General features: G+C 67.3%; 25 protein-coding genes. 17 read left to right on the forward strand and 8 right to left on the reverse strand.

The annotated features are described in order from the left end of the window. Positions 1–110 precede the first annotated feature (110 nt). On the forward strand, positions 111–422 hold the full coding sequence (locus BM249_RS01275) for a plasmid stabilization protein (protein WP_091968131.1): 312 nt from the start codon (positions 111–113) through the stop codon (positions 420–422). A gap of 31 nt (positions 423–453) precedes the next feature. On the opposite strand, the gene BM249_RS01280 is transcribed toward BM249_RS01275, so the two are convergent. Continuing rightward, entirely contained in the window at positions 454–1,665 is a 1,212-nt protein-coding gene (locus BM249_RS01280) for an NADP-dependent isocitrate dehydrogenase (RefSeq protein WP_091968133.1), read from the reverse strand. 221 nt (positions 1,666–1,886) lie between these two features. Here BM249_RS01280 and BM249_RS01285 point away from each other — a divergent pair, with 221 nt between their 5' ends. From BM249_RS01285 to BM249_RS01295, 3 genes are read left to right on the forward strand one after another with little or no spacing between them, the layout of a single operon-like run. Continuing rightward, positions 1,887–2,435, forward strand: coding sequence for a formaldehyde-activating enzyme (locus BM249_RS01285; protein ID WP_091968136.1), 549 nt, complete (start codon positions 1,887–1,889; stop codon positions 2,433–2,435). Positions 2,436–2,440: 5 nt separating this feature from the next. Beyond that, entirely contained in the window at positions 2,441–3,181 is a 741-nt protein-coding gene (locus tag BM249_RS01290) for an RNA methyltransferase (protein ID WP_091968138.1), read from the forward strand. Positions 3,182–3,218: 37 nt separating this feature from the next. Beyond that, complete coding sequence (locus BM249_RS01295; protein ID WP_091968140.1) at positions 3,219–5,534, forward strand: putative bifunctional diguanylate cyclase/phosphodiesterase; 2,316 nt, start codon at positions 3,219–3,221, stop codon at positions 5,532–5,534. A gap of 140 nt (positions 5,535–5,674) precedes the next feature. Here BM249_RS01295 and BM249_RS01300 read toward each other — a convergent pair whose 3' ends face one another. From BM249_RS01300 to BM249_RS01310, 3 genes are all read right to left on the reverse strand, one after another. Then, positions 5,675–6,970: an O-acetylhomoserine aminocarboxypropyltransferase/cysteine synthase family protein gene (locus tag BM249_RS01300; protein WP_091968142.1), complete on the reverse strand. Its 1,296-nt coding sequence runs from the start codon at positions 6,968–6,970 to the stop codon at positions 5,675–5,677. A 20-nt stretch (positions 6,971–6,990) separates the two neighbouring features. Next, positions 6,991–7,374, reverse strand: coding sequence for a response regulator (locus tag BM249_RS01305; RefSeq protein WP_091968144.1), 384 nt, complete (start codon positions 7,372–7,374; stop codon positions 6,991–6,993). A gap of 162 nt (positions 7,375–7,536) precedes the next feature. After that, positions 7,537–8,817 (reverse strand): O-acetylhomoserine aminocarboxypropyltransferase, encoded by a 1,281-nt coding sequence (locus BM249_RS01310; protein WP_091968146.1) that lies wholly within the window; start codon positions 8,815–8,817, stop codon positions 7,537–7,539. A gap of 209 nt (positions 8,818–9,026) precedes the next feature. Between BM249_RS01310 and BM249_RS01315 the strand changes: the two genes are divergently transcribed. Further along, positions 9,027–9,374 carry a DUF3140 domain-containing protein gene (locus BM249_RS01315; RefSeq protein WP_244528519.1) on the forward strand — a complete coding sequence of 116 codons (348 nt, stop codon included), beginning with the start codon at positions 9,027–9,029 and terminating at the stop codon, positions 9,372–9,374. Positions 9,375–9,436: 62 nt separating this feature from the next. Here BM249_RS01315 and BM249_RS01320 read toward each other — a convergent pair whose 3' ends face one another. Further along, the gene (locus BM249_RS01320; RefSeq protein ID WP_244528520.1) at positions 9,437–10,459 is read right to left on the reverse strand and encodes an AraC family transcriptional regulator; all 1,023 of its coding nucleotides are present in this window, start codon (positions 10,457–10,459) and stop codon (positions 9,437–9,439) included. Between the two features lie 161 nt (positions 10,460–10,620). Between BM249_RS01320 and BM249_RS01325 the strand changes: the two genes are divergently transcribed. From BM249_RS01325 to BM249_RS01355, 7 genes are all read left to right on the forward strand, one after another. Further along, positions 10,621–11,064 (forward strand): cupin domain-containing protein, encoded by a 444-nt coding sequence (locus BM249_RS01325; RefSeq protein ID WP_091968153.1) that lies wholly within the window; start codon positions 10,621–10,623, stop codon positions 11,062–11,064. 13 nt (positions 11,065–11,077) lie between these two features. Beyond that, positions 11,078–11,641 carry a DUF2380 domain-containing protein gene (locus tag BM249_RS01330; RefSeq protein ID WP_091968156.1) on the forward strand — a complete coding sequence of 188 codons (564 nt, stop codon included), beginning with the start codon at positions 11,078–11,080 and terminating at the stop codon, positions 11,639–11,641. A gap of 125 nt (positions 11,642–11,766) precedes the next feature. Further along, on the forward strand, positions 11,767–12,030 hold the full coding sequence (locus tag BM249_RS01335; protein WP_244528521.1) for a hypothetical protein: 264 nt from the start codon (positions 11,767–11,769) through the stop codon (positions 12,028–12,030). Continuing rightward, entirely contained in the window at positions 12,027–12,665 is a 639-nt protein-coding gene (locus BM249_RS01340) for a TetR/AcrR family transcriptional regulator (protein ID WP_091968159.1), read from the forward strand. Before BM249_RS01335 ends, BM249_RS01340 begins: the two co-directional genes overlap by 4 nt. Continuing rightward, positions 12,662–13,858, forward strand: a complete 1,197-nt coding sequence (locus BM249_RS01345) for an efflux RND transporter periplasmic adaptor subunit (protein ID WP_091968162.1) — start codon at positions 12,662–12,664, stop codon at positions 13,856–13,858. The genes BM249_RS01340 and BM249_RS01345 overlap by 4 nt, the downstream gene beginning before the upstream one ends. Positions 13,859–14,010: 152 nt before the next feature. Continuing rightward, entirely contained in the window at positions 14,011–17,100 is a 3,090-nt protein-coding gene (locus BM249_RS01350) for an efflux RND transporter permease subunit (RefSeq protein ID WP_091968164.1), read from the forward strand. 256 nt (positions 17,101–17,356) lie between these two features. Then, positions 17,357–17,782 carry an EamA family transporter gene (locus BM249_RS01355; RefSeq protein ID WP_091968165.1) on the forward strand — a complete coding sequence of 142 codons (426 nt, stop codon included), beginning with the start codon at positions 17,357–17,359 and terminating at the stop codon, positions 17,780–17,782. Between the two features lie 18 nt (positions 17,783–17,800). Here the strand turns inward: BM249_RS01355 and moxG are convergent, their stop codons facing one another. From moxG to BM249_RS01370, 3 genes are all read right to left on the reverse strand, one after another. After that, on the reverse strand, positions 17,801–18,391 hold the full coding sequence (gene moxG / locus BM249_RS01360; protein WP_091968168.1) for a cytochrome c(L), periplasmic: 591 nt from the start codon (positions 18,389–18,391) through the stop codon (positions 17,801–17,803). A 150-nt stretch (positions 18,392–18,541) separates the two neighbouring features. After that, positions 18,542–19,576, reverse strand: a complete 1,035-nt coding sequence (locus BM249_RS01365) for a cysteine synthase A (RefSeq protein ID WP_091968171.1) — start codon at positions 19,574–19,576, stop codon at positions 18,542–18,544. A gap of 190 nt (positions 19,577–19,766) precedes the next feature. After that, complete coding sequence (locus BM249_RS01370; RefSeq protein ID WP_091968174.1) at positions 19,767–20,195, reverse strand: hypothetical protein; 429 nt, start codon at positions 20,193–20,195, stop codon at positions 19,767–19,769. A gap of 223 nt (positions 20,196–20,418) precedes the next feature. On the opposite strand from BM249_RS01370, the gene BM249_RS01375 reads away from it, so the two are divergent. From BM249_RS01375 to BM249_RS01390, 5 genes are all read left to right on the forward strand, one after another. Then, positions 20,419–21,486 (forward strand): DUF808 domain-containing protein, encoded by a 1,068-nt coding sequence (locus BM249_RS01375; protein WP_091968177.1) that lies wholly within the window; start codon positions 20,419–20,421, stop codon positions 21,484–21,486. Positions 21,487–21,758: 272 nt separating this feature from the next. Beyond that, on the forward strand, positions 21,759–22,010 hold the full coding sequence (locus BM249_RS21880) for a TadE/TadG family type IV pilus assembly protein (protein WP_244528522.1): 252 nt from the start codon (positions 21,759–21,761) through the stop codon (positions 22,008–22,010). After that, entirely contained in the window at positions 22,007–22,303 is a 297-nt protein-coding gene (locus BM249_RS21885) for a hypothetical protein (protein WP_244528523.1), read from the forward strand. Before BM249_RS21880 ends, BM249_RS21885 begins: the two co-directional genes overlap by 4 nt. Before the next feature lie 2 nt (positions 22,304–22,305). Next, entirely contained in the window at positions 22,306–22,995 is a 690-nt protein-coding gene (locus BM249_RS01385) for a TadE/TadG family type IV pilus assembly protein (protein WP_091968180.1), read from the forward strand. A 12-nt stretch (positions 22,996–23,007) separates the two neighbouring features. Continuing rightward, a complete protein-coding gene (locus BM249_RS01390) occupies positions 23,008–24,453 on the forward strand; it encodes a TadE/TadG family type IV pilus assembly protein (RefSeq protein ID WP_091968183.1) in 1,446 nt (481 codons plus the stop codon). The last annotated feature ends 34 nt before the right edge of the window (positions 24,454–24,487 follow it).

Below are 24,487 nucleotides of genomic sequence, written 5' to 3' on the forward strand. Positions count from 1 at the left end.
CCGTCCCGGCTTCGACGGGCCTGCAACGAACCGATGCCGGAGGAGCGCGTTCGACTCTCGCGCCGGCCGCGTCGCCTTGGACGAAGCGGCCGTCAGCAGGGAGATCGACCGTGCCGCAGGGTGACAAGTCGCGCTACACCGACAAGCAGGTGCGCAAGGCCGAGCACATCGCTGAATCCTACGAAGCGCGCGGTGTCCCCGAAAAGGACGCCGAGGCGCGGGCCTGGGCCACGGTCAACAAGGATGACGGCGGCGGTAAGAAGCCCGGCGGCTCGGGACGCGGCCGCTCCACCGGCCATCCGGCGGCCCACAAAGGCGGCGCGGCCGGGGGCAAGGCCGCCGCCGCCCGCACGCCGGAACAGCGTTCGGCCTCGGCGAAGAAGGCCGCCGAGACCCGCAAGCGCAACGCCGCGAAGGCGTAAGGCGCGGCGCTCTCGCACCGCGCGCCGTTTCTCAGGCCATGGCGGCCTTGAGGTTCTGATCGACCTTGTCGAGGAAGCCGGTGGTCGAGAGCCAGCGCTGGTCCGGGCCGACGAGGAGCGCCAGATCCTTGGTCATGAAGCCGGCCTCAACGGTGTCGATGCACACGGTCTCGAGCGTCGAGGCGAACTTCGCCAAGGCGGCGTTGTCGTCGAGCTTGGCCCGGTGGGCGAGGCCGCGGCTCCAGGCAAAGATCGACGCGATGGAGTTCGTGGAGGTTTCCTTGCCCTTCTGGTGCTCGCGATAATGGCGGGTCACCGTACCATGGGCGGCCTCGGCCTCGACGGTCTGGCCGTCGGGGGTGAGGAGCACAGAGGTCATGAGGCCGAGCGACCCGAAGCCCTGTGCCACGGTGTCCGACTGCACGTCGCCGTCATAGTTCTTGCACGCCCAGACGTAACCGCCCGACCATTTGAGGGCCGAGGCCACCATGTCGTCGATGAGGCGGTGCTCGTACGTGATGCCGGCGGCATCGAACTTCGCCTTGAACTCGTTCTGGAAGACCTCCTCGAACAGGTCCTTGAACCGGCCGTCATAGGCTTTCAGAATGGTGTTCTTGGTCGAGAGGTAGACAGGGTACTTGCGGTTCAGGCCGTAATTCATCGATGCGCGGGCGAAGTCGCGGATCGATTCGTCGAGATTGTACATCGCCTGGGCGACGCCGGCGTCCGGGAACTTGAAGACTTCCTTCTCGATGACCGTGCCGTCGTCGCCCTCGAACTTGATGGTCAGGCGGCCCTTACCCGGCACCTTGAAGTCCGTGGCCTTGTACTGGTCACCGTAGGCGTGGCGGCCGACCACGATGGGCTGGGTCCAGCCCGGCACGAGGCGGGGCACGTTCTTGCAGATGATAGGCTCGCGGAAGATCACGCCGCCGAGGATGTTGCGGATCGTGCCGTTGGGCGACTTCCACATCTCCTTGAGGTTGAATTCCTTCACCCGCTGTTCGTCGGGGGTGATGGTGGCGCATTTCACGCCGACGCCGTGGCGCCTGATCGCCTCGGCCGCCGCGACGGTGACCTGATCATTCGTGGCATCGCGATGCTCGACGCCGAGGTCATAATAGTCGAGGTCGATGTCGAGGTAGGGGTGGATGAGCTTGGTCTTGATCTCGCTCCAGATGATCCGGGTCATCTCGTCGCCGTCGAGTTCGACGACGGGCTTGGCTACCTTGATCTTATCCATCGCGTCTAAGGCCTTCCTCAAGAATCCGGGGGGCCCCATGCAAATGCCGTGCGGCCGCGGGCAGGGTCATAGCGCGAGCGTTCCGACGACGAAAGACGGCGGACGCCCCTGGTGCCGTGACAGGGGAGGGGATCTGTCAGACGCGCTCCGGGGCTGGACATTCGCGGCGCGAGGAGGGATTCCGCTGCCGTCATCTCTCAGGATGAAGACGGAGAACCCCCATGAGCGAGCGCATCATTCTTCGGGCCGGCGAAGCCCTGGTGGCGGGCGGCCCGCCCAACACCGCGTCTGAGCCCGAGGTGATCATCGGCGAACTCGACGGTCCCGTCGGCACGGCGCTCGCCACCCTCACGGGCGATCAGGTGGTCGGTCACAGCCGGGTCTTCGCGCTCCTGAACACCGACATCATGGTCCGCCCCGTGACCCTGTGCGTGTCCAAGGTCAGCGTCACCGAATCGAAGTATACCTCGATCCTCATGGGCACGGTGCAGTTCGCCATCGCCAACGGCGTCCTCGACGCCGTGCGGGCCGGATACATTCCCAAGGAGAAGGCCAACGATCTCGGCATCATCTGCTCGGTCTGGCTCAGCCCCGGCGTGATCGAGGCCGATACGGTGGACCACAAGGCCCTCTTCGACATCCAGCGCAGGGGCATGACCGAGGCCATCCGCAAGGCGATGACCAACGAGCCGTCCATCGACTGGCTCCTGGAGAATCAAGACAAGATCATGCACAAATACTATCAGATGGGCCTCGACGGGAAGATCTAACGCCGATGTCGTCCGCGCCCGTCGTCATCCTCGTCGAGCCGCAGCTGGCCGAGAACATCGGCATGGTTGCTCGCGCCATGGCCAATTTCGGGCTGTCCGAGCTTCGCCTCGTCGCCCCGAAGAATGGCTGGCCGAAGAAAGGCGTGCGCGAGGCGGCGTCGGGCGCCACCCATGTCCTCGACGGCGCGGTCGTGTACGCGACCGTCGGGCAAGCCATCGCAGATCTCAACTACGTCCTGGCGACGACGGCGCGCGAGCGCGGGCAGATGAAGCGTGTGACCGGCCCCGACGAGGCCATGCGCGACGTCGCCACCCGGACGGGGCAGCGGGTCGGCATTCTGTTCGGGCGCGAGCGAGCGGGCCTCAGCAACGATGAGGTGTCGCTGGCCGATGCCATCGTGACGTTCCCGGTCTCGCCGGACTTTCCGTCCCTCAACCTCGCACAGGGGGTGCTGCTCGTCGGCTACGAGTGGCGCCGGGCGGCGGGTCTGGCGCAGTTGCCCTTCTCCGGAGAGATGCTGTCTCCGCCCGCGACCCGCGAGGCCATGGCTTCCCTCGTGGGGACCCTCGAGGAGAGCTTGGCGGAAGCCGGGTTCTATCCACCGGAGAAACGCGAAATCATCGCCCGCAACATGCGCGACATGTTGCATCGCATGGCGATGACGGAACAAGACGTGCGAACCCTGCGCGGCGCCTTGAAAGCTCTCCACGGGCGCCGCTCCCGCGTCGCCTCGCCACGGCCTTAAGCTCTCAGCCACGTTTCAATGCGAGGGTGTGAGGACGATGTCGAGCAACCGTCTACACCCGATCGGCGGCGAATTCGTCGACCGGGATCAGGAAGCCCTCTTCCAGGCGGATCGCCTGCCGGAAACAATCCGGCATGTCCGGCTGATCCTGATCTTCTCGGTCATCATGAACAGTCTATTTCTGTTCAGCGATGCCCGGTTCTACGGCACCTCCCATTTCCTGCCGGCCATCGGCGCGCGGCTCATGGTGATCGTCGCCTCGTTCGTGGCCGTCTGGGCCATTCGCACACGCAAAAACTTCCCGTCGCTCCAGCGGGTGATGGTGATCTGGCAGGCCATCAGCGCCATCGGGGTGGGATATCTGTGCACCACGCGCTCGAACATCGCCCTGTTCGTGCTCCTGATGCTGCCGGCGCTCTACATGCTCGCCGTCCCAACGAGCTTCCGCTGGACGGTACTCTCGGGGGCCTTCTGCACCTTCGCTCTGCTCTGCGGGTACCTCCTACCGACGCCGATTCCCGACACGGCCCTCGGGGTCGTGATGTCGACCTGCATGTCGAACGCGCCGATCCTTCTGTTCGTGATGCGCTGGAACCGGTTGCGGCGTCTCGAATGGACTGCGGCCCGGGCAGCGGGGCGCGCCAACGCCGAACTCGCCGAGAGCCGGAAGCTGTACGAGACCATGTTCCGGGCCGTGCCCGTACCGATCGTGGTGTCGCGGCAATCGGACGGGCAGTTCGTGAGCATCAACGACGCCGGAATGAAGTTTTTCCGGATCCCGGACGGTGGCAGTATCGCGCGGTACAACACCCGTGAGATGGTTCCGTTGGCCGAGCGGCGTCGCCTTCAGGGGATTCTGGACACGCACGGCTCGGCCCGTGATCAGGAAATCGCCATCACGGTTCAGGATGGCTCCCGTCGCGACATCCTGCTGTCCATCGAGGCGGTGCAGGCCGATGGGGTGCCCTGCACCGTTTCCAGCCTGGTGGATATCACCAGCCGGAAAGCGATGGAGGAGCGCATCCGGATCGCGGCGAACCACGATGTTCTCACGGGCCTCGCCAACAGGGCCCTGTTCCAGGCGAGTCTCGACGAGGCCCTGGCGCAGGCGCGCGATGGCGATGCGGTCGGGCTGATCCTCATCGACCTCGACGCCTTCAAGGAGGTCAACGACACTCTGGGGCACGATGCCGGTGACATCCTCCTCAAGGAAGTCGGACGCCGCCTCAGCGAGGTGATCGAACCGGATGACCTCGTCGCACGGCTGGGGGGCGACGAGTTCGTCGTCATCGCCCGGAGCCCGTCAGGCCCAGAGGGCAAAGACCGCGACCTCGTCGCCCTGAGCGAACGGATTCTCGCCACCCTGCGCCCACCCATCGCAATTCGGGGCCGCATCGTCGCGCCGCGCGGCAGCCTTGGCATCGCCGCCTATCCCGCACATGCCGACAATGCGGCCGATCTGTTCACCAATGCGGATCTCGCCCTTTACGCCGCCAAGGCCGCGGGCCGGAACCGGGCGAACGTTTTTGAGCCGGGGCTGCGCGCCGTCATCGAGGATCGGGTCACCGTCACGCGGGAGATGCGATCGGCCCTTCAGACCGGTGAACTTTTTCCCCATTACCAGCCGAAGGTCGACCTTGCGACGGGGCAGATCATGGGCTTTGAGGCCCTGGCGCGTTGGCAGCATCCGAGCCGGGGCCTCCTGATGCCTTCCGACTTCGCCACCGTGTTCGACGATCCCGAGATCGGCATCGAAGTGGGGCAGACGCTCCGCCGGCAAATCTTCGCGGATGTCGCCCGTTGGATCGAGCTTGACCTTCATCCGGGGCGGGTGTTCCTGAATCTATCCTCGGCGCAGTTCGCGCAAAACGACCTCGCCAGCGTGCTGCTGGCGGACATCGCGTTCGTCGGGCTCACATGCGATCGCATCGGGATTGAGGTAACCGAGACCGTGCTGCTTGCTGGGAATGGCAATCGGGTCGGACCGATCCTCGACGCCCTTCACGCGGCGGGCATCCGTATCGCCCTCGACGATTTCGGAACGGGTTACGCCTCCCTCACTCACCTGAAGCAATTCCCCGTGGACGAGATCAAGATCGACCGCAGCTTCGTGCAGGATCTCGAACGCGATCCCGACGACGCGGCCATCGTTGCCGCAGTCCTGCAACTCGGGCAAAGCCTGGGCCTCGATGTCACCGCCGAGGGGGTCGAGACAGAGGCACAGGCTCGTTTTCTACTGATGAAGGGGTGCGGTCTCGCCCAGGGCTACCTCTACGGCAAGCCGGTGCGGGGCGAATGCGTCCCGCACCTTCTCGAGCGCTTCGAAGCCGGAGACGTCCTGGCGTTCGGGTGAGCCTTCGCATCAGGAGCCTCCGTGGAGGCGGGCATGATGCGAACGCCGGTCGGCGCCTTCAGAATGGCAGCGCGCGGTTGTTCGAAAGGGCCGCGCGAGCTTGTCGATTGAGCGACCGCTTCGTTCGAGCGGACGCCGGATCATTCCGCCTGTGCGAGAGCCTGTTCGATATCGGCGATGAGATCCTCGGCGTTCTCCAGCCCAATGGAGAGTCGCACGGTCTCGGGGCCGACGAGGGCGGCGGCCTTCTCGTGCGGAAGCAGTTGCCGGTGCGTCGTCGTCGCCGGATGGATCGCCAGGGACTTGATCTCGCCGATATTGACCAGATGCGAGATGAGCTTGAGGCTCATGATGAAGCGCTTCGCCGCCGCCTCGCCGCCCTTGAGCGCGAAGGTGAAGATCGAACCCGGTCCCTCCGGCACGTATCGCGTGGCCAGGGCCTCTCCCGCTTGGCCGGGCAGGGCGGGATAGCTGACCCATTCGACGGCCGGATGATCCCGCAGGAAGCCGGCCACCGCCTTGGCGTTGGCGCAGTGGCGCGCCATGCGCAGGGGCAGCGTCTCGATTCCCGTGAGCGTCAGGAAGGCGTTCATGGGTGAGAGGCCGGGGCCGAGCTCACGCAGGCCGAACAGGCGACAGGCCACGGCGAAGCTGAAGTCCGGGAACCGCTCGGTGACGACGAGGCCGTCGTAATCCTCCCACGGTTCAGCGACGAGGTTATAGCGGTCGGGCTGCGCCGCCCAGTCGAACCGGCCGGCGTCGCAGATCACCCCGCCGATGGTCTGGCCGGAGCCGCCGAGAAACTTCGACGTCGAGTGCATGACGATATCGGCGCCGTGCTCGATGGGCCGGATCAACGCCGGGGACGCGAGGGTGTTGTCGACGATGAGCGGCAGCTTGTGGCGCCGCGCCACCTCGGCGATGCCCGCGATGTCCATGACGGTGGCGCAGGGGTTGACGATGGATTCGCAGACGATGGCCTTCGTCCGGGGCGTGATCGCCGCTTCGAAATCCGCCGGGTCGAGGCCCTTGGCGAATTGTGCCTTCATGTCGTAGCGGCCGTCGAGGCGGTTGATGAGGCCGAGCGAACCACCGAACAGGCGCGGTGACACGACGTAGGCGTCGCCGCTCTTCATCAGCGTCATGAGAATGAGGAGGAGGGCGGACTGCCCGGACGAGACCGCCACGGCGGAGGCCGCGCCTTCGAGGGCGGCGACGCGGCGCTCGAGGGCGGCCACCGTCGGGTTCGAGCCGCGCGAGTACGAGAAGCCCGTGCGCCGCATGGCGAAGATGTCGGCCGCCTGCTCCGTCGATTCGAAGACGAAGCCGTTGGTGAAATAGATCGGCTGCGCTCGCGCGCCGGTGGCGGGATCGGGGGCGGCGCCGGCATGGATGGCGGCGGTGGCGAAGCGCTGGGGTCTGGTCTCGGTGGCCATGGGGCCTTCTCGGCTGGGGGTCAGGCGGCGCGGTGCACGAAGGCGCGCAGGGTCCGCACGAGGGTCGAGGGTTCGTAGGGCTTGGGGATGAAGCGGGCGCCCTCCGGCATGTCGTTCGGGCCGGGGGTGCCCATTCCGGAGACGACGAGGACGGGGATCGCGGGCCAGCGATGGGCGACGAGACGGGCCAGGGCGAACCCGTCCATGGAGCCGCGCGGCATGTCGACATCGGTCATCAGGACGCCTACGTCGTCGCGATTCTCCAGCACCGTCAGGGCCTTGTCGGCATGTGGCGCTTCCAGGACCGTGAAGCCCGCATCCGCCAGGGTGTCGGCCGCCTCCATCAGGAGCAGGCCGTCGTCTTCCACGAGCAGCACGACGGGGAGGTCTGGGGAGTGCGTCATCGGCAACCGGACGATCTCACGCGAGGAAAGGCCGGGGCCTATTCCCCGTCCTCCGCGCCGTCAACAACGGGCGCCGGACCGGGATCGTTTCACCGGCGCGGGGATGACCCTCCGCGCCGGCGCACGGGCGCCTGGGACGGGGAACGCTCCGGCCCGCCACGATCATGCCGACAGGGCCGCGTCGAGGTCTTCGATGAGGTCGGCCGGATCCTCGAGGCCGATGGAAAGGCGCACCACTTCGGGGCCGGCCCCGGCGGTGATCTTCTGCGGATCGGTGAGCTGACGATGGGTGGTCGAGGCCGGGTGGATCACGAGGGAGCGGGTGTCGCCGATATTGGCCAGATGCGAGAACAGCTGCAGATTCGACACCAGTTTGACGCCGGCGTCGTAGCCACCCTTGAGGCCGACCGTGAATACGGCGCCGGCTCCGTTCGGCGAGTAGCGCCGGGCGAGGGCATGGTAGCGGTCGCTCTCCAGGCCCGGATAGCTGACCCAGGCGACGGCCGGATGCGTCGACAGGTGGGTGGCGATGGCCAGCGCGTTGTCGCAGTGGCGCTGCATCCGCAGCGGCAGGGTCTCGATGCCGTTGAGGATGAGGAAGGCGTTGAATGGCGCCAAGGCCGGGCCGAGGTCGCGCAGCCCCAGCACCCGGATGGCGATGGCGAAGGCAAAATTCCCGAAGGTCTCGGATAGCACCATCCCGGCATATTCCGGCCGGGGCTTCGACAGGGCCGGATAACGGTCGTCGCCGGCCCAAGTGAAGGTGCCGCCATCGACCACGAGGCCGCCGATGGAATTTCCGTGGCCCCCGAGGAACTTCGTCGCGGAATGCACCACGATGTCGGCGCCGTGCTCGAAGGGCCGGATGAGGTACGGCGTCGCCATGGTGTTGTCGACGACCAGCGGGATGTTGTGCCGCTTGGCGATGGCCGAGAGCGCGGCGATGTCGGTGACGACGCCGCCGGGATTGGCGATGGATTCGCAGAAGATCGCCCGGGTGCGCGGGGTGATGGCCCGCTCGAACGAGGCCGGATCATCGGTGTCGGCCCAGACGACGTTCCAGCCGAAATTCTTGTAGGCGTGGTTGAATTGGTTGATCGAGCCGCCGTAGAGCTTGTTCGCCGCGACGAACTCGTCGCCCGGCTGCAGCAGGGCGTTCATGGTCAGGAACTCGGCGGCGTGCCCCGAGGCCACGGCCACCGCCGCTGTCCCGCCTTCGAGGGCCGCGATGCGCTCCTCCAGCACGGCGTTGGTCGGGTTCGTGATCCGTGAATAGATGTTGCCGAAGGCTTGGAGCCCGAACAGCGAAGCGGCGTGATCGACATCGTCGAACACGAACGAGGCCGTCTGGTAGATCGGCGTCGCCCGTGCGCCCGTCGCCGCATCGGGGGCGGCGCCCGCATGGATCGCCAGGGTGTTGAAGCCGGGCAGGCGGTCGGTCATGGAATCCTCCTCGGGCCGGGGGCCGCACCCGATCCGTCTAACGCCGAGCCCCAGGCCGGCGGAAGGGGGGAGCCCAATGGTTCCGCTTAAACGAACACGCGTTCTTTATGGAGAACGCCGCAACCGAGTCAAGGCAGATGGACGGCGTGGAACCGCGCGCGGCGCCCTCGCTTGACCCCGGCAGCGAAGATTCGAGTGGGAGCGACACGGTGGCCGAGCACGACGACGAAGCGACGTGGAAGGCGTTCAAGGACGCCGTCAACATGACCGCCTCCGCCCTGGAGAAGTTCCTCGACACGGACGAGAGTCAGGAGGTGGGCCAGAAATCCGGCGGAAAGGGCGAATCCACGGGCCATGCGTCCGGGCGCCGCATCGTCGAACTGCTCCACACCAAGAAGGCGGATCTGACCGAGGACGACTACGCCCACATGCGCAAGGTGGTGTCTTACGTGAAGCGCCACCTCAAACAGGGTGGCCCCGACGACAAGGACGCCGTGAAGGACTCACCGTGGCGCTATTCCCTGATGAACTGGGGGCACGATCCCTTGAAGGATTGACGCCCTCGGCGATGCTCGCACCAATCGGCCGCCGGCGTTTCGCATCTTCACCGTCGGTCGGGTCATCGATCTGACGGCAACCTCCCGTCGCTGTCCTGAGGCTCGACCTTCCGACGCCATTGGCTCGGCGTCACGCCGGTCCATTCCAGGAATGCCCGCGTGAAGTGCGAGGCATCGGCGTAGCCGAGGTCTTGGGCGATCCGGCCGATGGAGAGGCTTCCGGACAGCAGGGACTGGGCCCGCCCGGCCATGACACGCTGCTGAATGTCGGCATAGCGGGTTCCGGCTTCGTCGAGGCGACGCTGCAAGGTCCGGCGGGAGAGGCCGAGGCGGTGGGCGATGCCATCGAGGGTGGGGCGCTTCTCGTCGAGGCCGAGATCGATAAGATGAGCGACGCAAGTCGTCAGATCGTCGTCGATGGGTTCGTTCACTCCGACGCCTGGATCGCCCGGGTTATACCGGTTCGGATTGGACGCACCGAGCAGGCCCGGTGAGAAGACCAAGCCGGCCTGCGGGCCGAAGGCGATCTCTGCGCCGAGCAGACGTTCGATATCGGATCGGCCCGCCAGGGTCGCGCCCGTCACGATGGCGTGGTCCGGCCGCCATGCCGGGCCGAGGAAGTGGCGTACGGTGCCGAGAAGATAGCCCAGCGCCAGGATCTCGTTCGCCTGACGACCGACCTCGATCCGCTCGACGATGCCGTATCCGTAGAGGACTTTCGCGCCCTGCCGACGCAGGCCTGTCCAGGTCGCCGTCTGCAGCAGGATCGGGGTGACGGCCTCGACCCTGGACAACGCTTCGCCGAGCGTGCCGGCACTCCGGACCTGGAGGCCGATGGGGCCGAGACCGGCAATCCCGAACCCCGTCGAGAGCCGCGCCGGCAGCGCCGGATCACCGATTTCGCGAATGGCCGCCTGGACCAGCCCGACCTGATCCCGCAGCAGGATCAAACGATCGGGCGTATCGAGGAGCGTGAGCGGTATCCCGGCGCGGCCGAACACCCGCTTCGACGAACCGCCGGCGCTCCTGATCGCCTCGGCGATCGCCCCCATCGTGCGGGCTTTGGTCAGACCGTATCGCGGCATCGGCATCCCCCGCCGGGAGGATCGAAGCCCTGGCACCAAATGGCAAGAATCGATCGCCGAGGCCGGATAGCTCTGGTGATGCCGATGGGCCTGACGTCCCGCGGAGGCGAGGCGCAGCAGGCGCCCTTGTCCGAAATCGGCCGAACTCGCTGGAGCACACCATGGCAACGCTCGCCTTCGACGACCGGACCATCGCATGGCAAACCATCGATGGCTTCGATCATGCCGCCTATTTCATCCTCGAGGTCGATGAGACGGCGCGGATCGTCGATCTGCTGTTCAAGTTCGCCGCGAACGAACGGATCGCCCTACACCGGCACGGCGCAGCCTATCGCACCCTCGTCCTGCAAGGCGAACTGAGGATCTATCGCCCCGACGGGACCTTGCGGGAGATCCGCCCCGTCGGCAGCTACGTCGCGGGAGAAGCGGGGGGCGAACCCCACACCGAGGGCGGCGGCGACCAGGACGTGATCGTGTATTTCACGAACCGCGACATCGACGGACCGGTCTACGAACTCTTGGACGCGGACCACGCGATCGTCGCAACCTTCGGCATCCCCGAATTCAAGGCGATTTTCGCGGCGCAAGCCGCCATGGCTGCCTGACGGAGGCCTCTCGATGCGCGTCTCGAATCTGCTCCGCGCGCGGGCGTTGGGCAAGCCCACGACCCGAAGCAAGGTTCGCAACCGCCTCGCCGGACTCGGAGCGACTGCGCTTCTCTTCGCGACGCTCGGCGTCGCACCCGCCCACGCGGTGGAGGCCCTCGTCGTCCTACCGATCAAGCTTCTCGATACGTCCGGCGAACCGACCGATCAGGCCGCGCAGCATGCCGAGCGTCTGGTTCGCCTGGCCGATGGCCTCGCGACCGACCTGACCCGGGCGGGACTGTATCGGGCGACACGCCTCCCGGCCGATCTGCTTCGGCGGGCGTGCCCCTCGGAAGACGGCGCCTGCCTGCTGAAGGCCGCTCGGGCTCGGGGAGCCGACGTGATCTTCATCGGAGTCGTGCACAAGAGCAGTACCCTGATCCTGCAACTCTGGGCCCGTGTCGTGGATGCCCGCACCGGGCGCGACCTGTTCTCCCGCGATCTCAATTTTCGCGGCGATACGGACGAGGCTTGGCACCGCGCCGCGGCCTTTCTCCTGTCCCAGATCCGCGATGGCGGGCTTGAGGATCGCTGACGCGGGGCAGGGGGGCCGCCGGACTTCGACGGTGCCGCGCCGATGCGCTCCACAGCTTGAGAATGAACGTTCATTGACGTGAGAATGAACGTTCATTATGCGGGAGGGACGAGCAGGAGCGTGTGATGGTCCTCCCCCATCGGAACCACTGGGCAGACTTCGACGGGACCTCGCCCGAGCCCCAGCTCGCGCGGCGTCTGACGGCGACGTTCCGGGCGCTCTGCACGCCGGCCAATCTCGCGGCCCTCGGGGTTCTCGCCTTCGGATGGCTCGCCCTCGTCGGCTGGACCGGGGCCGGACCGGACAGCTGGCAGGCGCGGGTCTGTGCCGACCTCGAGCTGCAACCGCGCGCCTGCGCGGTCATTCCGTCGGCCGGCGACGCCTCGTGAGCGCGGCGTCCGCGAGCACGGCCCTCGGCACCGTCGTCGACGCCCGCGCCGGTCAGGCGGCACGGCGGGAGCACATCCTCGACGCGGCGGAAGCCTGCTTCGTGCGCAACGGCTTCCACCGCACCACCATGCAGGATCTGGCCCGTGAAGCGGCCATGAGCCCGGGCAATTTCTACCGCTACTTCGAATCGAAGGAGGCGCTCATCCTCGGCTGGGCCGAGCGCGAGCGCGGACGCGGCGCCCTGCTGGTCGAGAGCCTGGAGCGCCAGGGCGACCGGCGCGCGGCCTTCCTCGGGGTCATCACCCAGTATTTCACCGCCATCACCCGCGAGGCGGCGGTGTTGCGCCTCGACATCTGGTCGGAGGCGACCCGCAACCCCGCCATCGCGGCCATGACCGAGCGCACGGAGGCCGAAGCGAAGGCGTGGATCGTCGACACCATCGCGGCCCTCTCCACCGACCCGGCTTGCGACCCGGCGGCGGTCTACGCCGTCCTCGATCCCCTGATGAAGGGCCTCCTCGTCGGCCGTGCCCTCGTGGCGGATTTCGACACGCCGGCCGCCGTCGCGACCCTCCGCGCCGCCATTGAGGCCGGTCTCGCCGGCCGCCTCCCGACCGTGGAGCCAACCCGATGATCCCGCTCCGCCTCGGCGCCCTGCTCGTGGCTCTGTCCGCCCCGGCCCTGGCCGAGGCGCCGCCCGTGGTCTCCCCCCGCCTGCCCGCCGTCTCCGTGGTGGAGGCGCAGCGCCGCGAGATCGTCGAGACCGTGACGGTGACCGGCACCCTGGTGCCCCGCGACGAGATCCTGGTGACGCCCGAGATCGACGGCACCCGCATCACCGAGGTGCTCGTCGAGGAGGGCATGCGGGTCGAACGCGGGCAGATCCTGGCCCGCCTGTCGCGCGACCTCATCGACCGGCAGATCGCGCAGCAGACGGCCATCGTGGCGAAGGCGGCCGCGGTGGTACCGCAGGCCGAGAGCAGCATCGAGCAGGCCGCCGCCGCCGAGACGGAGGCGCGCCTCGCCTACGATCGCTCGCGGCAATTGCTCCAGACCGGCAACGCCACGGCGGCGATCCTCGAGAACCGCACCTCGATGCTGCGACAGGCGGAGGGCAAACTCGCCTTCGCCCGCAACGGCCTCGACATCGCCAAGGCCGAACTCGCCCAGGCCAAGGCCGTGCGTGACGAACTCGACCTGCGCCTCGCCCGCACGGAGATCCGCGCGCCGGAGGCGGGCATCGTCAGTCGTCGCACGGCCCGTGTCGGCATGGCGGCCTCTGGGGCCGCCGAACCCCTGTTCCGCCTCATCGCCCGGGGCGAGATCGAACTCGAGGGCGAAGTCATCGAGACGAAGCTGCCGCGCCTGCGCGAGGGCAAGCCTGCCTGGATCGTACTCGGCGATGGCGCGCGGATCATGGGCCAGGTTCGGGCCATCTACCCGGAGGTCGACAGGACGAGCCGCCTCGGCAAGGTCCGGGTGCGCCTCGATCCCGATCCGCGCCTGCGCATCGGCACCTTCGCGCGCGGCGGCATCGAACTCGCCCGCACCCGCGATGTCACCGTGCCCCAGGCTTCCGTGCTCTACGGGGCCGACCGGCGCAGCACCGTCCTGGTGGTTTCGGGCGACCGGGTCGAGGCCCGCACCGTCAAAACCGGTCTGTCCGACGACGACGATATCGAGATCCGCCAGGGCTTGGAGGCCGGCGAGCGTGTGGTGGCCCGCGCCGGCTCGTTCCTGCGCGACGGCGACCGGGTGCGGCCGGTGACGCTCACGCCGCCGACCCCCATGGCGCCCCTCGCCACCGCCGAAGCCGGCGCACCCTGAATCCGGGTATCCAAAGGGATCATCCCTTTGGCGGGTGCCGGCCAGAGCCCGACATCGCCCCAGGGCCAGTTTCTCAGGATTCCCGCCTGGACCCGCGAAGGGCTGAGCCCTTCGAACCCGACCCTTCGCGAAGCGAACACGGATCCGCACCGATGCGCCTGAACGTTTCGGCTTACGCCATCCGCAAGCCCATGGGGCCGCTGGTCCTGTTCCTCGTGCTCATCGTGCTGGGGCTCGTGAGCTTTCGCGGACTCGCGGTGACGCGGATGCCGAACATCGACGTGCCCATCGTGTCGGTGGCGATCACGCAAGCGGGGGCGGCGCCGTCGGAATTGCAGACCCAGGTGACGAAGTGGGTGGAGGATTCCATCGCCGGGGTGCGCGGGGTCAAGCACGTCACCTCGGCCATCACCGAGGGGTCGTCCGTCACCACCGTCGAGTTCCGCCTGGAGGTGAACACCGACCGGGCCGTGAACGACGTGAAGGACGCCGTCTCGAAGATCCGCATCAACCTGCCCCGCACCATCGACGAGCCGGTGATCAGCCGGGTCGAGATCGCCGGCCTGCCGATCCTCGTCTACGGCGTCACCGCGCCGGCCATGACGCCGGCCGAATTGTCCTGGCTCGTGGAGGACAAGATCGCCCGCACCCTCCAGGGGGTGAAGGGGGTGGGCGGCGTCGAGCGCGTCGGCGGCGTCGCCCGCGAGTTGCGGGTGGTGCTCCAGCCCGACCGGCTGCTGGCGCTCGGCATCACGGCCGCCGATGTGAACCGGCAGCTGCGCGTCACCTCCGCCGACATGGCGGGCGGGCGCGGCGAGGTCGGCGGGCGCGAGCAGTCGATCCGCACGCTCGCCGCCTCGCGCTCCGTGCACGACCTCAAGGCCACCTCCATCGTCCTGCCGGGGGGCCGCAAGGTCCGCCTCGACGACCTTGCGGCGATCGAGGATTCCATCGAGGAGCCCCGCACCTTCGCGCGCTTCAACGGCGCCCCCGTGGTGGCCTTCACGGTGTCGCGCGGGGCCGGGGCCAGCGACGCCGAGGTGGCGGCGGCCGTGGAGAAGACCATCGCCACGTTCGGCACCACCTATCCCGATCTACGGTTCGAACTGATCGATTCCTCGGTCTCGGCCACCCTCGGGTCCTACGATTCGGCCATGCACACCCTCATCGAGGGCGCGGTGCTCGCCGTCATCGTGGTGCTGCTGTTCCTGCGCGACTGGCGCGCGACGGTGATCGCGGCCGTCGCCCTGCCGCTGTCGGTGTTCCCGACCTTCTGGGCCATGGACGCCATGGGGTTCACCCTCAACGGCATCTCCCTGCTGGCCATCACCCTGGTGACGGGCATCCTCGTCGACGACGCCATCGTGGAGATCGAGAACATCGTCCGGCACATGCGGATGGGGAAGTCGGCCTACCGCGCGGCCCTCGAGGGTGCCGACGAGATCGGCCTGGCGGTCATCGCCATCACCGCCACCCTCATCGCGGTGTTCGCTCCCGTCTCGTTCATGGGCGGTATCGCCGGGCGCTACTTCATGCAGTTCGGCCTCACCATCGCGGTGTCGGTGTTCATGTCGCTGCTGGTGGCCCGCCTCATCACCCCGATGCTCGCCGCCTACTTCCTGCGCGAGCACGGCCACGCGGAAGCCCGCGACGGCTGGGTGATGCGCGCCTACGGGCGCCTCGTCGGCTGGTCCGTGCGCCACCGCGTCATCACGCTCATCGCGGGGCTCGCCCTGTTCGCCGCCTCCCTCGCCTCGACGGGTCTGCTGCCCTCGGGCTTCCTGCCGAAGCAGGACATGGCCCGGACCCTGTTCATGGTCGAACTCGCCCCCGGGGCGCGGCTCGCCGACACCATCGCCACCACCGACCGGGTGGCGGAACGCATCCGGGCATTGCCGGAGGTGACCTCCGTGTTCGTCGATGGCGGCCGGCAGGTGGGCGGCAAGAAGGAGACCCGGCTCGCCACCCTCACGGTCAATCTGACCCCGAAGAACACCCGCACGAAGAAGCAGGCCGCCCTGGAGACGGAGATTTCCGCGCTTCTCGCCGAGGAGCCGGATATCCGCGCCTGGACCCTGCGCGATTCCGGCCAGCGGGATCTCGCCCTCGTGGTCGGCGGCCCCGACACCGAGGTCGTCACGGAGATCGCCGCCCGCCTCCAGCGCGACATGGCGGCGATTCCCCACCTCGTCTCGGTGATGTCGACGGCGCCCCTCAACCGCACGGAGGTCCGCATCCGCCCGAAGGAGGGCGCGGCGGCCGATCTCGGCGTCTCGACGGACGCCATCGCCGAGACGGTGCGAGTCGGCACCATCGGGGACATCGGCCTGAATCTGGCGAAGTTCAACGCCGCCGACCGGCAGGTGCCGATCCGGGTGCAGCTCCCGGAGAGCGCGCGCGGCACCGTCGCGCGTCTTGAAACCCTCAAGGTGCCGGCCAAGAACAACACCGCCGTGCCGCTCGCGGCCGTGGCCGACATCGAACTCGGCCAGGGGCCGGGCGCCATCGACCGTTACGACCGCGTGGTCCGCGTCGCCGTCGAGGCCAACATGGAGGGCTCGGACGCCCTGGGCTCCCTCATCGCCCAGGCCCTCGACACCCCGACCGCAAAGAGCCTGCCGCCCGGCGTCACCATCCGGCAGACGGGCGACGCCGAGATCATGGGCGAGGTGTTTTCCGGCTTCCTCATGGCCATGGGGGCCGGAATCATGATGGTCTACGCCGTGCTGGTGCTGCTGTTCGGCTCGTTCCTGCAGCCCCTCACCATCCTGTTCTCCCTGCCGCTGTCCATCGGCGGCGCCATCCTCGGCCTGCTCGTCCTCAACATGCCGATCTCGATGCCGGTGGTGATCGGCATCCTCATGCTCATGGGGTTGGTGACCAAGAACGCCATCATGCTGGTGGATTTCGCCGTCGAGGAAATGGCGCGGGGCGTCGACCGTGTCACCGCCATCGTCGATGCGGGGCGAAAGCGCGCGCGGCCCATCGTGATGACGACCCTGGCCATGGCGGCCGGCATGGTGCCCTCGGCCCTGGCGCTCGGCGTCGGCGGCGAGTTCCGGGCCCCCATGGCCGTGGCGGTGATCGCCGGCCTCATCGTGTCGACCCTGCTGTCCCTGGTGTTCGTGCCGGCGGTGTTCCTCCTCGTGGACAGCCTGGAGCGCACCCTCGGCCGCTGGCTCGGCCGCCTCGTTGGCGCGCGGGACGAGGCGCCGGAGGGAGCGATGTCCCACGGGGCGTGAAGCTCATCCCCGCATTCGCTGGACCGCGAGGCCCCCAGAATGGTCGCGCGCCCCTCGCCTCGCAAACGGAGCGAGGGGAAGCGCACCGATCGGTCGCCGGCGTGATAAGAGTGCCTCACAAAACTCCCGCCTCGGGACGGTTCTCGCCCGGAAGACGACGGTGCGGCGGGAGTTTTGTGAGAGACACTAAGCCCGGGGTCAGCGAAGCATGATCCGTCACAGCTGCTCGCGTCCTCACCTGCCGCCGGAGCCGCTTATGACGTCCTGGGTGTTCTGGGCCCTCCTCTCGGCGGGCTTCGCCGCGCTGACGGCGGTGTTCGCCAAGGTCGGGGTCGAGGCGATTTCATCCGACCTCGCCACCTTCCTACGCACGGCGGTGGTTCTCTGCGTCCTCGGGGCGATCCTCCTCGGCACCGGCCAGTGGCAACCCCTCGGTTCGATTCCGCGTCGGACCTATCTCTTCCTCGGGCTGTCCGGCCTTGCCACCGGGGCGTCGTGGCTCTGCTATTTCCGGGCCCTGAAGCTCGGCGACGCCGCCCGCGTCGCCCCCGTCGACAAGCTCAGCGTCGTGCTGGTGGCGATGTTCGGCGTGGCCTTCCTCGGCGAGCGGTTGTCCGCGCCGAACTGGCTCGGCGTCGGCCTCATCGCGGCCGGCGCCGTGCTGGTCGCCTATCGGGGATGAGGCCGGGCGTACCGAGCCTCAGTTTTCGAGGGGCTTGCACTGCCCCGGCTCGTTCTTCGCGAAGGTCTCGCCTTCCTTGAAAGGATGGTAGTTCTTCTTCTGGGCGTCGTTGAGCCACGCGGCATCTTTGACGGGACCGGTGTAGAGGTGGCGCACCCAGGCGATGATCTGCAGGATCTCGTCCGGGTTCACGTCCTCGTTGTGCGGCCCCATCATGCCGTTGGCCCCGCCCCAAATGGTGGAGAACAGCCCGACATCGCTCGTGTTGAGCGGGTAGGTCCAATAATTGTCGTTCAGGCCCGGCCCGACCTTACCCTCGGCCAGGTGACCGTGACAGCCCGAGCAGGAGGTGAGGAAGAGACTCTCGCCGTTGCGCAGGCAGGAGCGGTCATCGATGTAGATGTTCTGGCCGGTCTTCAGGAACGTCTTGACCGCCTGCGTGTCCCGACCGCCGGGCTTGCCGTCCTTGAGGGTCATGGCCTCGCCCGTGATGGTGTTGCGCAGCACCACGTCGCCCTGCGCGTCGCCCGGCGACTGCGCCGGAGCGACGTTGGACCCGAGGGTCGCGAGGCCGAGAGCCACCACACACGTCTTGATGAGAGTCTTCATTCGTTTGCCGATCTTGCTTAGGATAGTCTTATGATTACCCTTCCGGCTGATTTATAGACGTGTGATGGATTAGATTCATCGGTGAAACGTGCTGGAAGTTTTGCCAAAAGTGCCCGGCTTTGACTGTTGAATATCGCAGGCCGTGGCGCGTCAGGCCCGCCAGTCCGGAAGCGCCTCCGCCGCCCCCTCCAGCCAGGACGGCACCGGCAGGTCGCGCTCGCGCAGGAAGGCCGGGTTGAACAGCTTCGAGGCGTAGCGGGCGGCACCGTCGCAGAGGATCGTCACGATGGTGTGTCCCGGTCCGAGTTCCCGCGCGAGGCGGACCGCGCCCGCGACGTTGACCCCCGACGAGCCGCCGAGACTCAGGCCCTCGTCGCGCATCAGCCCGAACACGTGCTCCAGGGCTTCCCGGTCGGGGATGCGGTAGGAATGGTCCGGCCGGAAGCCCTCGAGGTTGCGGGTCACCCGGCCCTGGCCGATGCCTTCCGTGATGGACGAGCCCTCGGCCTTGAGGGCGCCGTCCGTATAGTAGGCGTGGAGCGCCGAGCCTTCGGGATCGGACAGGGCGATCCGCACGCCGGGCTTGAGGGCGCGCAGGGCCTGGGCGGTGCCGGCGAGCGTGCCGCCGGTGCCGGCGGCGCAGACGAAGCCATCGACGGTGCCCCCCGTGGCCGTGAAGATCTCCGGCCCCGTGGTCTCGATATGGGCCTGCCGGTTGGCGACGTTGTCGAACTGGTCGGCGAAGAAGGCGCCGGCCGGCTCCGTGGCGGCCAGGGCCTCGGCGAGGCGGCGGGCGGCGTGGACATAGTTGTTGGGGTTGGAGAACGGCACCGCCGGCACTTCGACGAGGCGAGCGCCGGCGAGCCGCAGGGTCTGCTTCTTCTCGTCCGATTGCGTCTCGGGGATCACGATCACCGTGCGGTATCCGCGCACGGCGGCGACCAGGGCGAGGCCGATGCCGGTGTTGCCGGCGGTGCCCTCCACGATGGTGCCGCCGGGCCGGATCAGCCCCCGCGCCTCGGCGTCGCGCACGATCGACAGGGCGGCCCGGTCCTTCACCGAGAGGCCGGGATTGAGGAACTCGGCCTTGCCGAGAATCGTGCAGCCTGTCTCCTCGGAGGCGCGGGCCAGGCGGATCAGCGGCGTGCCGCCGATGGCCGACAGGATGGTGTCATGCGGTGCCATGGAACCAGAACTCGGAAAAGGAAGTGAGGCCGGGTGTCGAATCGACGGCCCGGTCTCGACTTTTCACGCGACGATTGCCAGCCCCGGTGACGAGTTTGGATGCGGCATCCGCCGCATGGCTCGATGGGAGATGGCCGTTCTCTCCACCCCCGGAGGGCTGGAAGAACCATCCGATCCCGTTGCCCGATCCTCACGCGGCGCGGGCGGGTTCGGCCTTGCGCAGATGCCCGTCGAGGGTGACGTGCAGGGTGAAGGCCGCGCCGTCCCGCGTCGCCGGAACCTCGAAATGCTTCGGCTTGCGCTTGGGCTCACCGCTCGGAGCATATCCCGCCACGCGGGCGACGCCGAGGGCGGCTTGCGGGTCCGCCGGAGTGGACTCGGCCTTGGCCGGCCGCGCGACGGTGTGGACCGAGCCGTCGCCGAGGGTGAGGCGGTGGACCTTGATCTCCGTGGGCTTGCGCTCGCCCGCCACCGTCACGGTGTCACCGGGCGTCAGGGTGAGGCCGGCGGCGCCCTCGGGGCCGAGATCGGCGAGGATTCGCCCCCCCGGTCCCTCCAGGGCGAAGCGGTGACCGAACACGGCCCAGATGGTGCCGGTGGCCTCGTGGTGGTGGCTCATGGGATGGATCCTGTGATGCGTGGGTTGCCCCCTCGGGGTGTGGCGGTTCTACGGAAGCACCTGCGACCGGGGCTGAACCGGGCGGTTCAGCCCCGGTTCAACCGCACCGGTCGGATGATGCCGGGCGCAAGCGTGGCCGATCCCTTGCGAACGGCTTGCGCGGCCCCATCTGCGATTCCGACGCGCGCGCCCACGGGACCGCCCCCGACCGGAGACCAGCCCCGTGAGCCTCGGACTTCTCGCCCTCCTCGACGATGTCGCGGCGCTTGCCCGCGTGGCCGCCGCCTCCCTCGACGATGTCGCGGCCCAGGCCGGCAAGGCCGGCACCAAGGCACTCGGCATCGTCATCGACGACGCCGCCGTCACCCCGCGCTACGTGGTGGGCTTCGCCGCCGCCCGCGAATTGCCCATCGTCTGGCGCATCGCCGTGGGCTCCCTGAAGAACAAGCTCCTGTTCCTCCTGCCCGGCGCCCTGATCCTCAGCTACTTCGTCCCCTGGGTGATCACGCCCCTGCTCATGCTCGGCGGGCTCTACCTCTGCTACGAGGGTGCGGAGAAGATCCTTCACGCCGTCGCGCCGGGCGCCGCGCACGAGGAAGCCGAAACCGTGGTGGCGCCGCAGGACGCCAAGGCCCAGGAGGATCAGCGCGTGCGCGGCGCGATCCAGACGGACTTCATCCTCTCGGCCGAAGTCATGGCCCTCACGCTAGCCTCGCTGACCACGGACTCCACCGTGACGCGGGCCGCGATCCTCGCCATCGTGGGTATCGGTGTCACCCTCCTCGTCTACGGCGTCGTCGCCCTCATCGTGAAAGCCGACGATGCCGGCGTGGCGCTGGCCGCCAACGACCGCCCGGCCTCGACGCTTCTCGGCCTGCGCACCGTGACACCGGGGGCCGAGGCGTCGGGGGCCGACCGCGCCCTGCGGCCGGCGACCAAGGGGCTGGGGCGCGCCCTCGTGGTCGGGATGCCGTATTTCCTCAGCGGTCTCGCGATCCTCGGCACCGCCGCCATGCTGTGGGTCGGCGGCGGCATCCTCCTGCACGGCCTGGAGCATTTCGGCGTCACCGCCCCGGCGCATTGGGTACACGAGGCTGCCTCGGCCGCGGCCGCCGTCCTTCCGAGTTTAGCCGGGATCGCCGAATGGCTCGTCACCGCGACCCTGTCGGGTCTCGGCGGTCTCGTGGTCGGCGGCCTCGTGATCCCGGTGGTCCAGTTCGTCCTGGCGCCGGCGGCGCGGCGCGTTCGCGCCCTGGTCGGAGGCGGCGCTTCGACACCCGCCGCGCCCTGACGCCAGCGGCCCAGGGAGCCGGGCGACGGGAAGACTGGTCGTATGCTGGCAAGACCAACCGAAGTGCCGTTCGCACTTTTGTTTCGCCCTCGCCCGATGGTATCCAATATTCCTCGGCCCCTATAGCCTCGCGTCGGCCGGTTCGCTGTCCGCGTCGCGTCATGCTGACTCCCCCGGTGCCTCGCTTCAACTACGAGAGCGGCACGGGAAGGAGGGGCTGTGGCGGCGAAGCGTTTTACAGGTTTTTCACATAAATCAGTCAATAAGGCAGCATGTTGACGTTCAAGTCATATCTGCCGGACCGTCGCGGCTCTGTGGCCGTAGAATTCGCGCTCGTAGCCTTGATCGCGGTGCTGGTGATTCTGTTCATCATGAGTGCCGGTCTTACGCTTTATCTGAACCAGACCCTCGATCACGCAACGGCGCAGGCTTCGCGACAGATCAGAACCGGTTCCGCCCAATCGATTGCTCTCAGCGCTACCGATTTCGAGCGAATCTCTGTGGTCTTCTCCCAAGAACGATGACTTGCGACAACCTCATCATCAACCTGTACGTGGTTCCCAAGGAAGTTCAGCCGAGCGGATTCTACAAATTCGTGAACGCCGACCGATCCGGTTTGCTGATACCCGACATCACCAGCGGCTCGTCCCAATTCAACCTCGGCGGCCGGGGTGATTATCAGTATCTTCAGGTGATCTATCCGATCACCTTCCCGGGGGCGGCGATCATGATGTGGTTGAGCGGCGGTAGGACCTACAACGGCACGCCGGCCTACCTCGCCATCTCCACGGCGGCCTTCCGGAACGAACAGTTCTGACGATGCCGCGCGTCCGACCTTCAGCTCGACAATTCCTCGGTGATCGCCGTGCCGTTTCGGCCGTCGAGTTCGCCCTGATCGTGCCGTTCTTCCTCGTGCTCATGGCCGCCGGTCTGCAACTGACCGCCTATCTCATGGCGATTCGAAAGGTCGATCTGATCGCGAATTCGATCAGCGAGATCCTATCGCAAACGATGCCGCCGCAGAACTCCACCGTCGCGACGGTCAGCAGTGCCGACCTGCACTTCAACTTCGACGCGTCGATGGTCTTGTTTCCCTACATGCTCGCGGATTCCTACCGGCGCAACCGCCCATGGTACGAGAACATCACCATCGATTTTTCCAGCATCACGTTCACCCCGAAGAACGCGACCTGCGCGGGCAACGGCGATCCGAGCGACTGCTACACCGCTAAGGTGATCTGGACGACCACGGGCACGGCGGGCAACAATCAACGGCCCTGCGGCGTCCCCCAGCTTCCGGCGGCGGATGACGCCGCACCGACGCCCCAGACCCTACCCCGCTCCGTCTTCGGGCCGGGCTCGGTGATCGCCGTCGACGTCGTGTTCCCGTTCGCGCCGGCCGTCGGTGGCGGCTTCATCGATCCGATCCGCATCGCCCGGTCGGTGTTCCTGCAACCGCGTTACGCGTCCCGGGTCGATTACGATACGACGAACGACGAACGACGATAGGATCGCCGCAAAATGCGCCGCCTGACGACGATGCTCTCCACGCGTGCGGCCGCTTTCCGGACGTCGCGCCGGGGCAGCATTCCGATCCTCTTCGCCCTCAGCCTCCTCCCCCTCGTGGGCCTGATCGGCCTCGGAATCGATTATGGGGTCGCGGCGAGCAACAAAACGAAGCTCGACACGGCCGCCGATGCCGCCGCCATCGCCGCCGTCGTCACGGCCAAAACCTATCTCGCCGACAATGCCGGCCAAGCCGACGCGACCACGAAGGCGATCGCAGCCGGCATCGCCAAGGCGACGAACGCATTTCGCGCCAACGTGGGCACCGTCGCCCTGGCGCAGATAGACCTGCCGACGCCGCAGCTGAGCCGAAACGGCCAGACGCTGACGGCCGTCGTCAGCTATTCCGCCGCCGTGCGAAACACCTTCGGGCCCCTGTTCGGATCGCCGACGACGACGCTCACGAACACCGCCACGGCCACGACCGACATCGCGAGTTATCTCGACTTCTACCTCCTGCTCGACGTCTCGGGTTCCATGGGACTACCGACTTCCGAAGAGGGGATGGCGCGACTGGCAGCGGTCAACAAAGATAACTATGACGACTACAAGCAGGGCTGCCAGTTTGCCTGCCATTTCCCTGGTCAGACCGGCTGGGGGCTAGCCGTTAGACAGATTCAGCTGCGGTCCGATGCGGTCAACAAGGCCGTCTGCTCCCTCATCAAGCGAGCCTCGAATCCCGCCGTCCCCAATCAGTATCGCGTCGGCCTCTACCCGTTCGTCAGTCGGATGGGGACACTCGCAAAGATCACGAGCAATGTCGCAAACCTCAACACGACGGCCCAGTGTGGCTCCGACTGGCCAAATGGTCAGCTCGCCCTCACGAACCTGCTCGATACGGGCTCGACGCAGCTCGCAACGCTCAATGACCCGAGCACGGGGACTGGAAGCGGTGGCACTCATTTCGAAAACGTCCTTCCGCAGATAAAGTCGGAAATCACATCGTTCGGTGACGGCTCGTCGATGAACAAATCGAAGCCATTTGTGTTTTTGATTACGGACGGGATGCAAAACTATCAGTATTACTCGACGTTCCAGAACAACAAGCAAAACTACCCTGGATATCCATCGATCTTTCCGGGATTCTTCGATGCTTGGTGGAGCGACAACGGCTCGGAACCGATGCCGATCGACCCCTCCAATTGCGATGCCGTCAAAAGGGCCGGGGCAACGATGTCGGTTCTCTACATTCCGTATAATATTATCCGATTCGTCGACCGAGGTGGCGATACGGCCTGGGAGAATAATCGCGTCAACGGCTTCAGCCCGACGCTCGCGACGCCATTGAAGAGTTGCGCCTCACCAGGGTTCTTCTTCAGCGCGAACACGTCCGACGACATCACAGCGTCACTCAACGCCATGTTCGACAAAGCCTTGCAAGTGGCTCGTATAACCAAGTGACCTCACCGCGCCGGCAGTCGGCATTCGCCTCGAT

Origin of the sequence: Methylobacterium gossipiicola (assembly GCF_900113485.1) — a bacterium.
Lineage (GTDB): Bacteria > Pseudomonadota > Alphaproteobacteria > Rhizobiales > Beijerinckiaceae > Methylobacterium > Methylobacterium gossipiicola.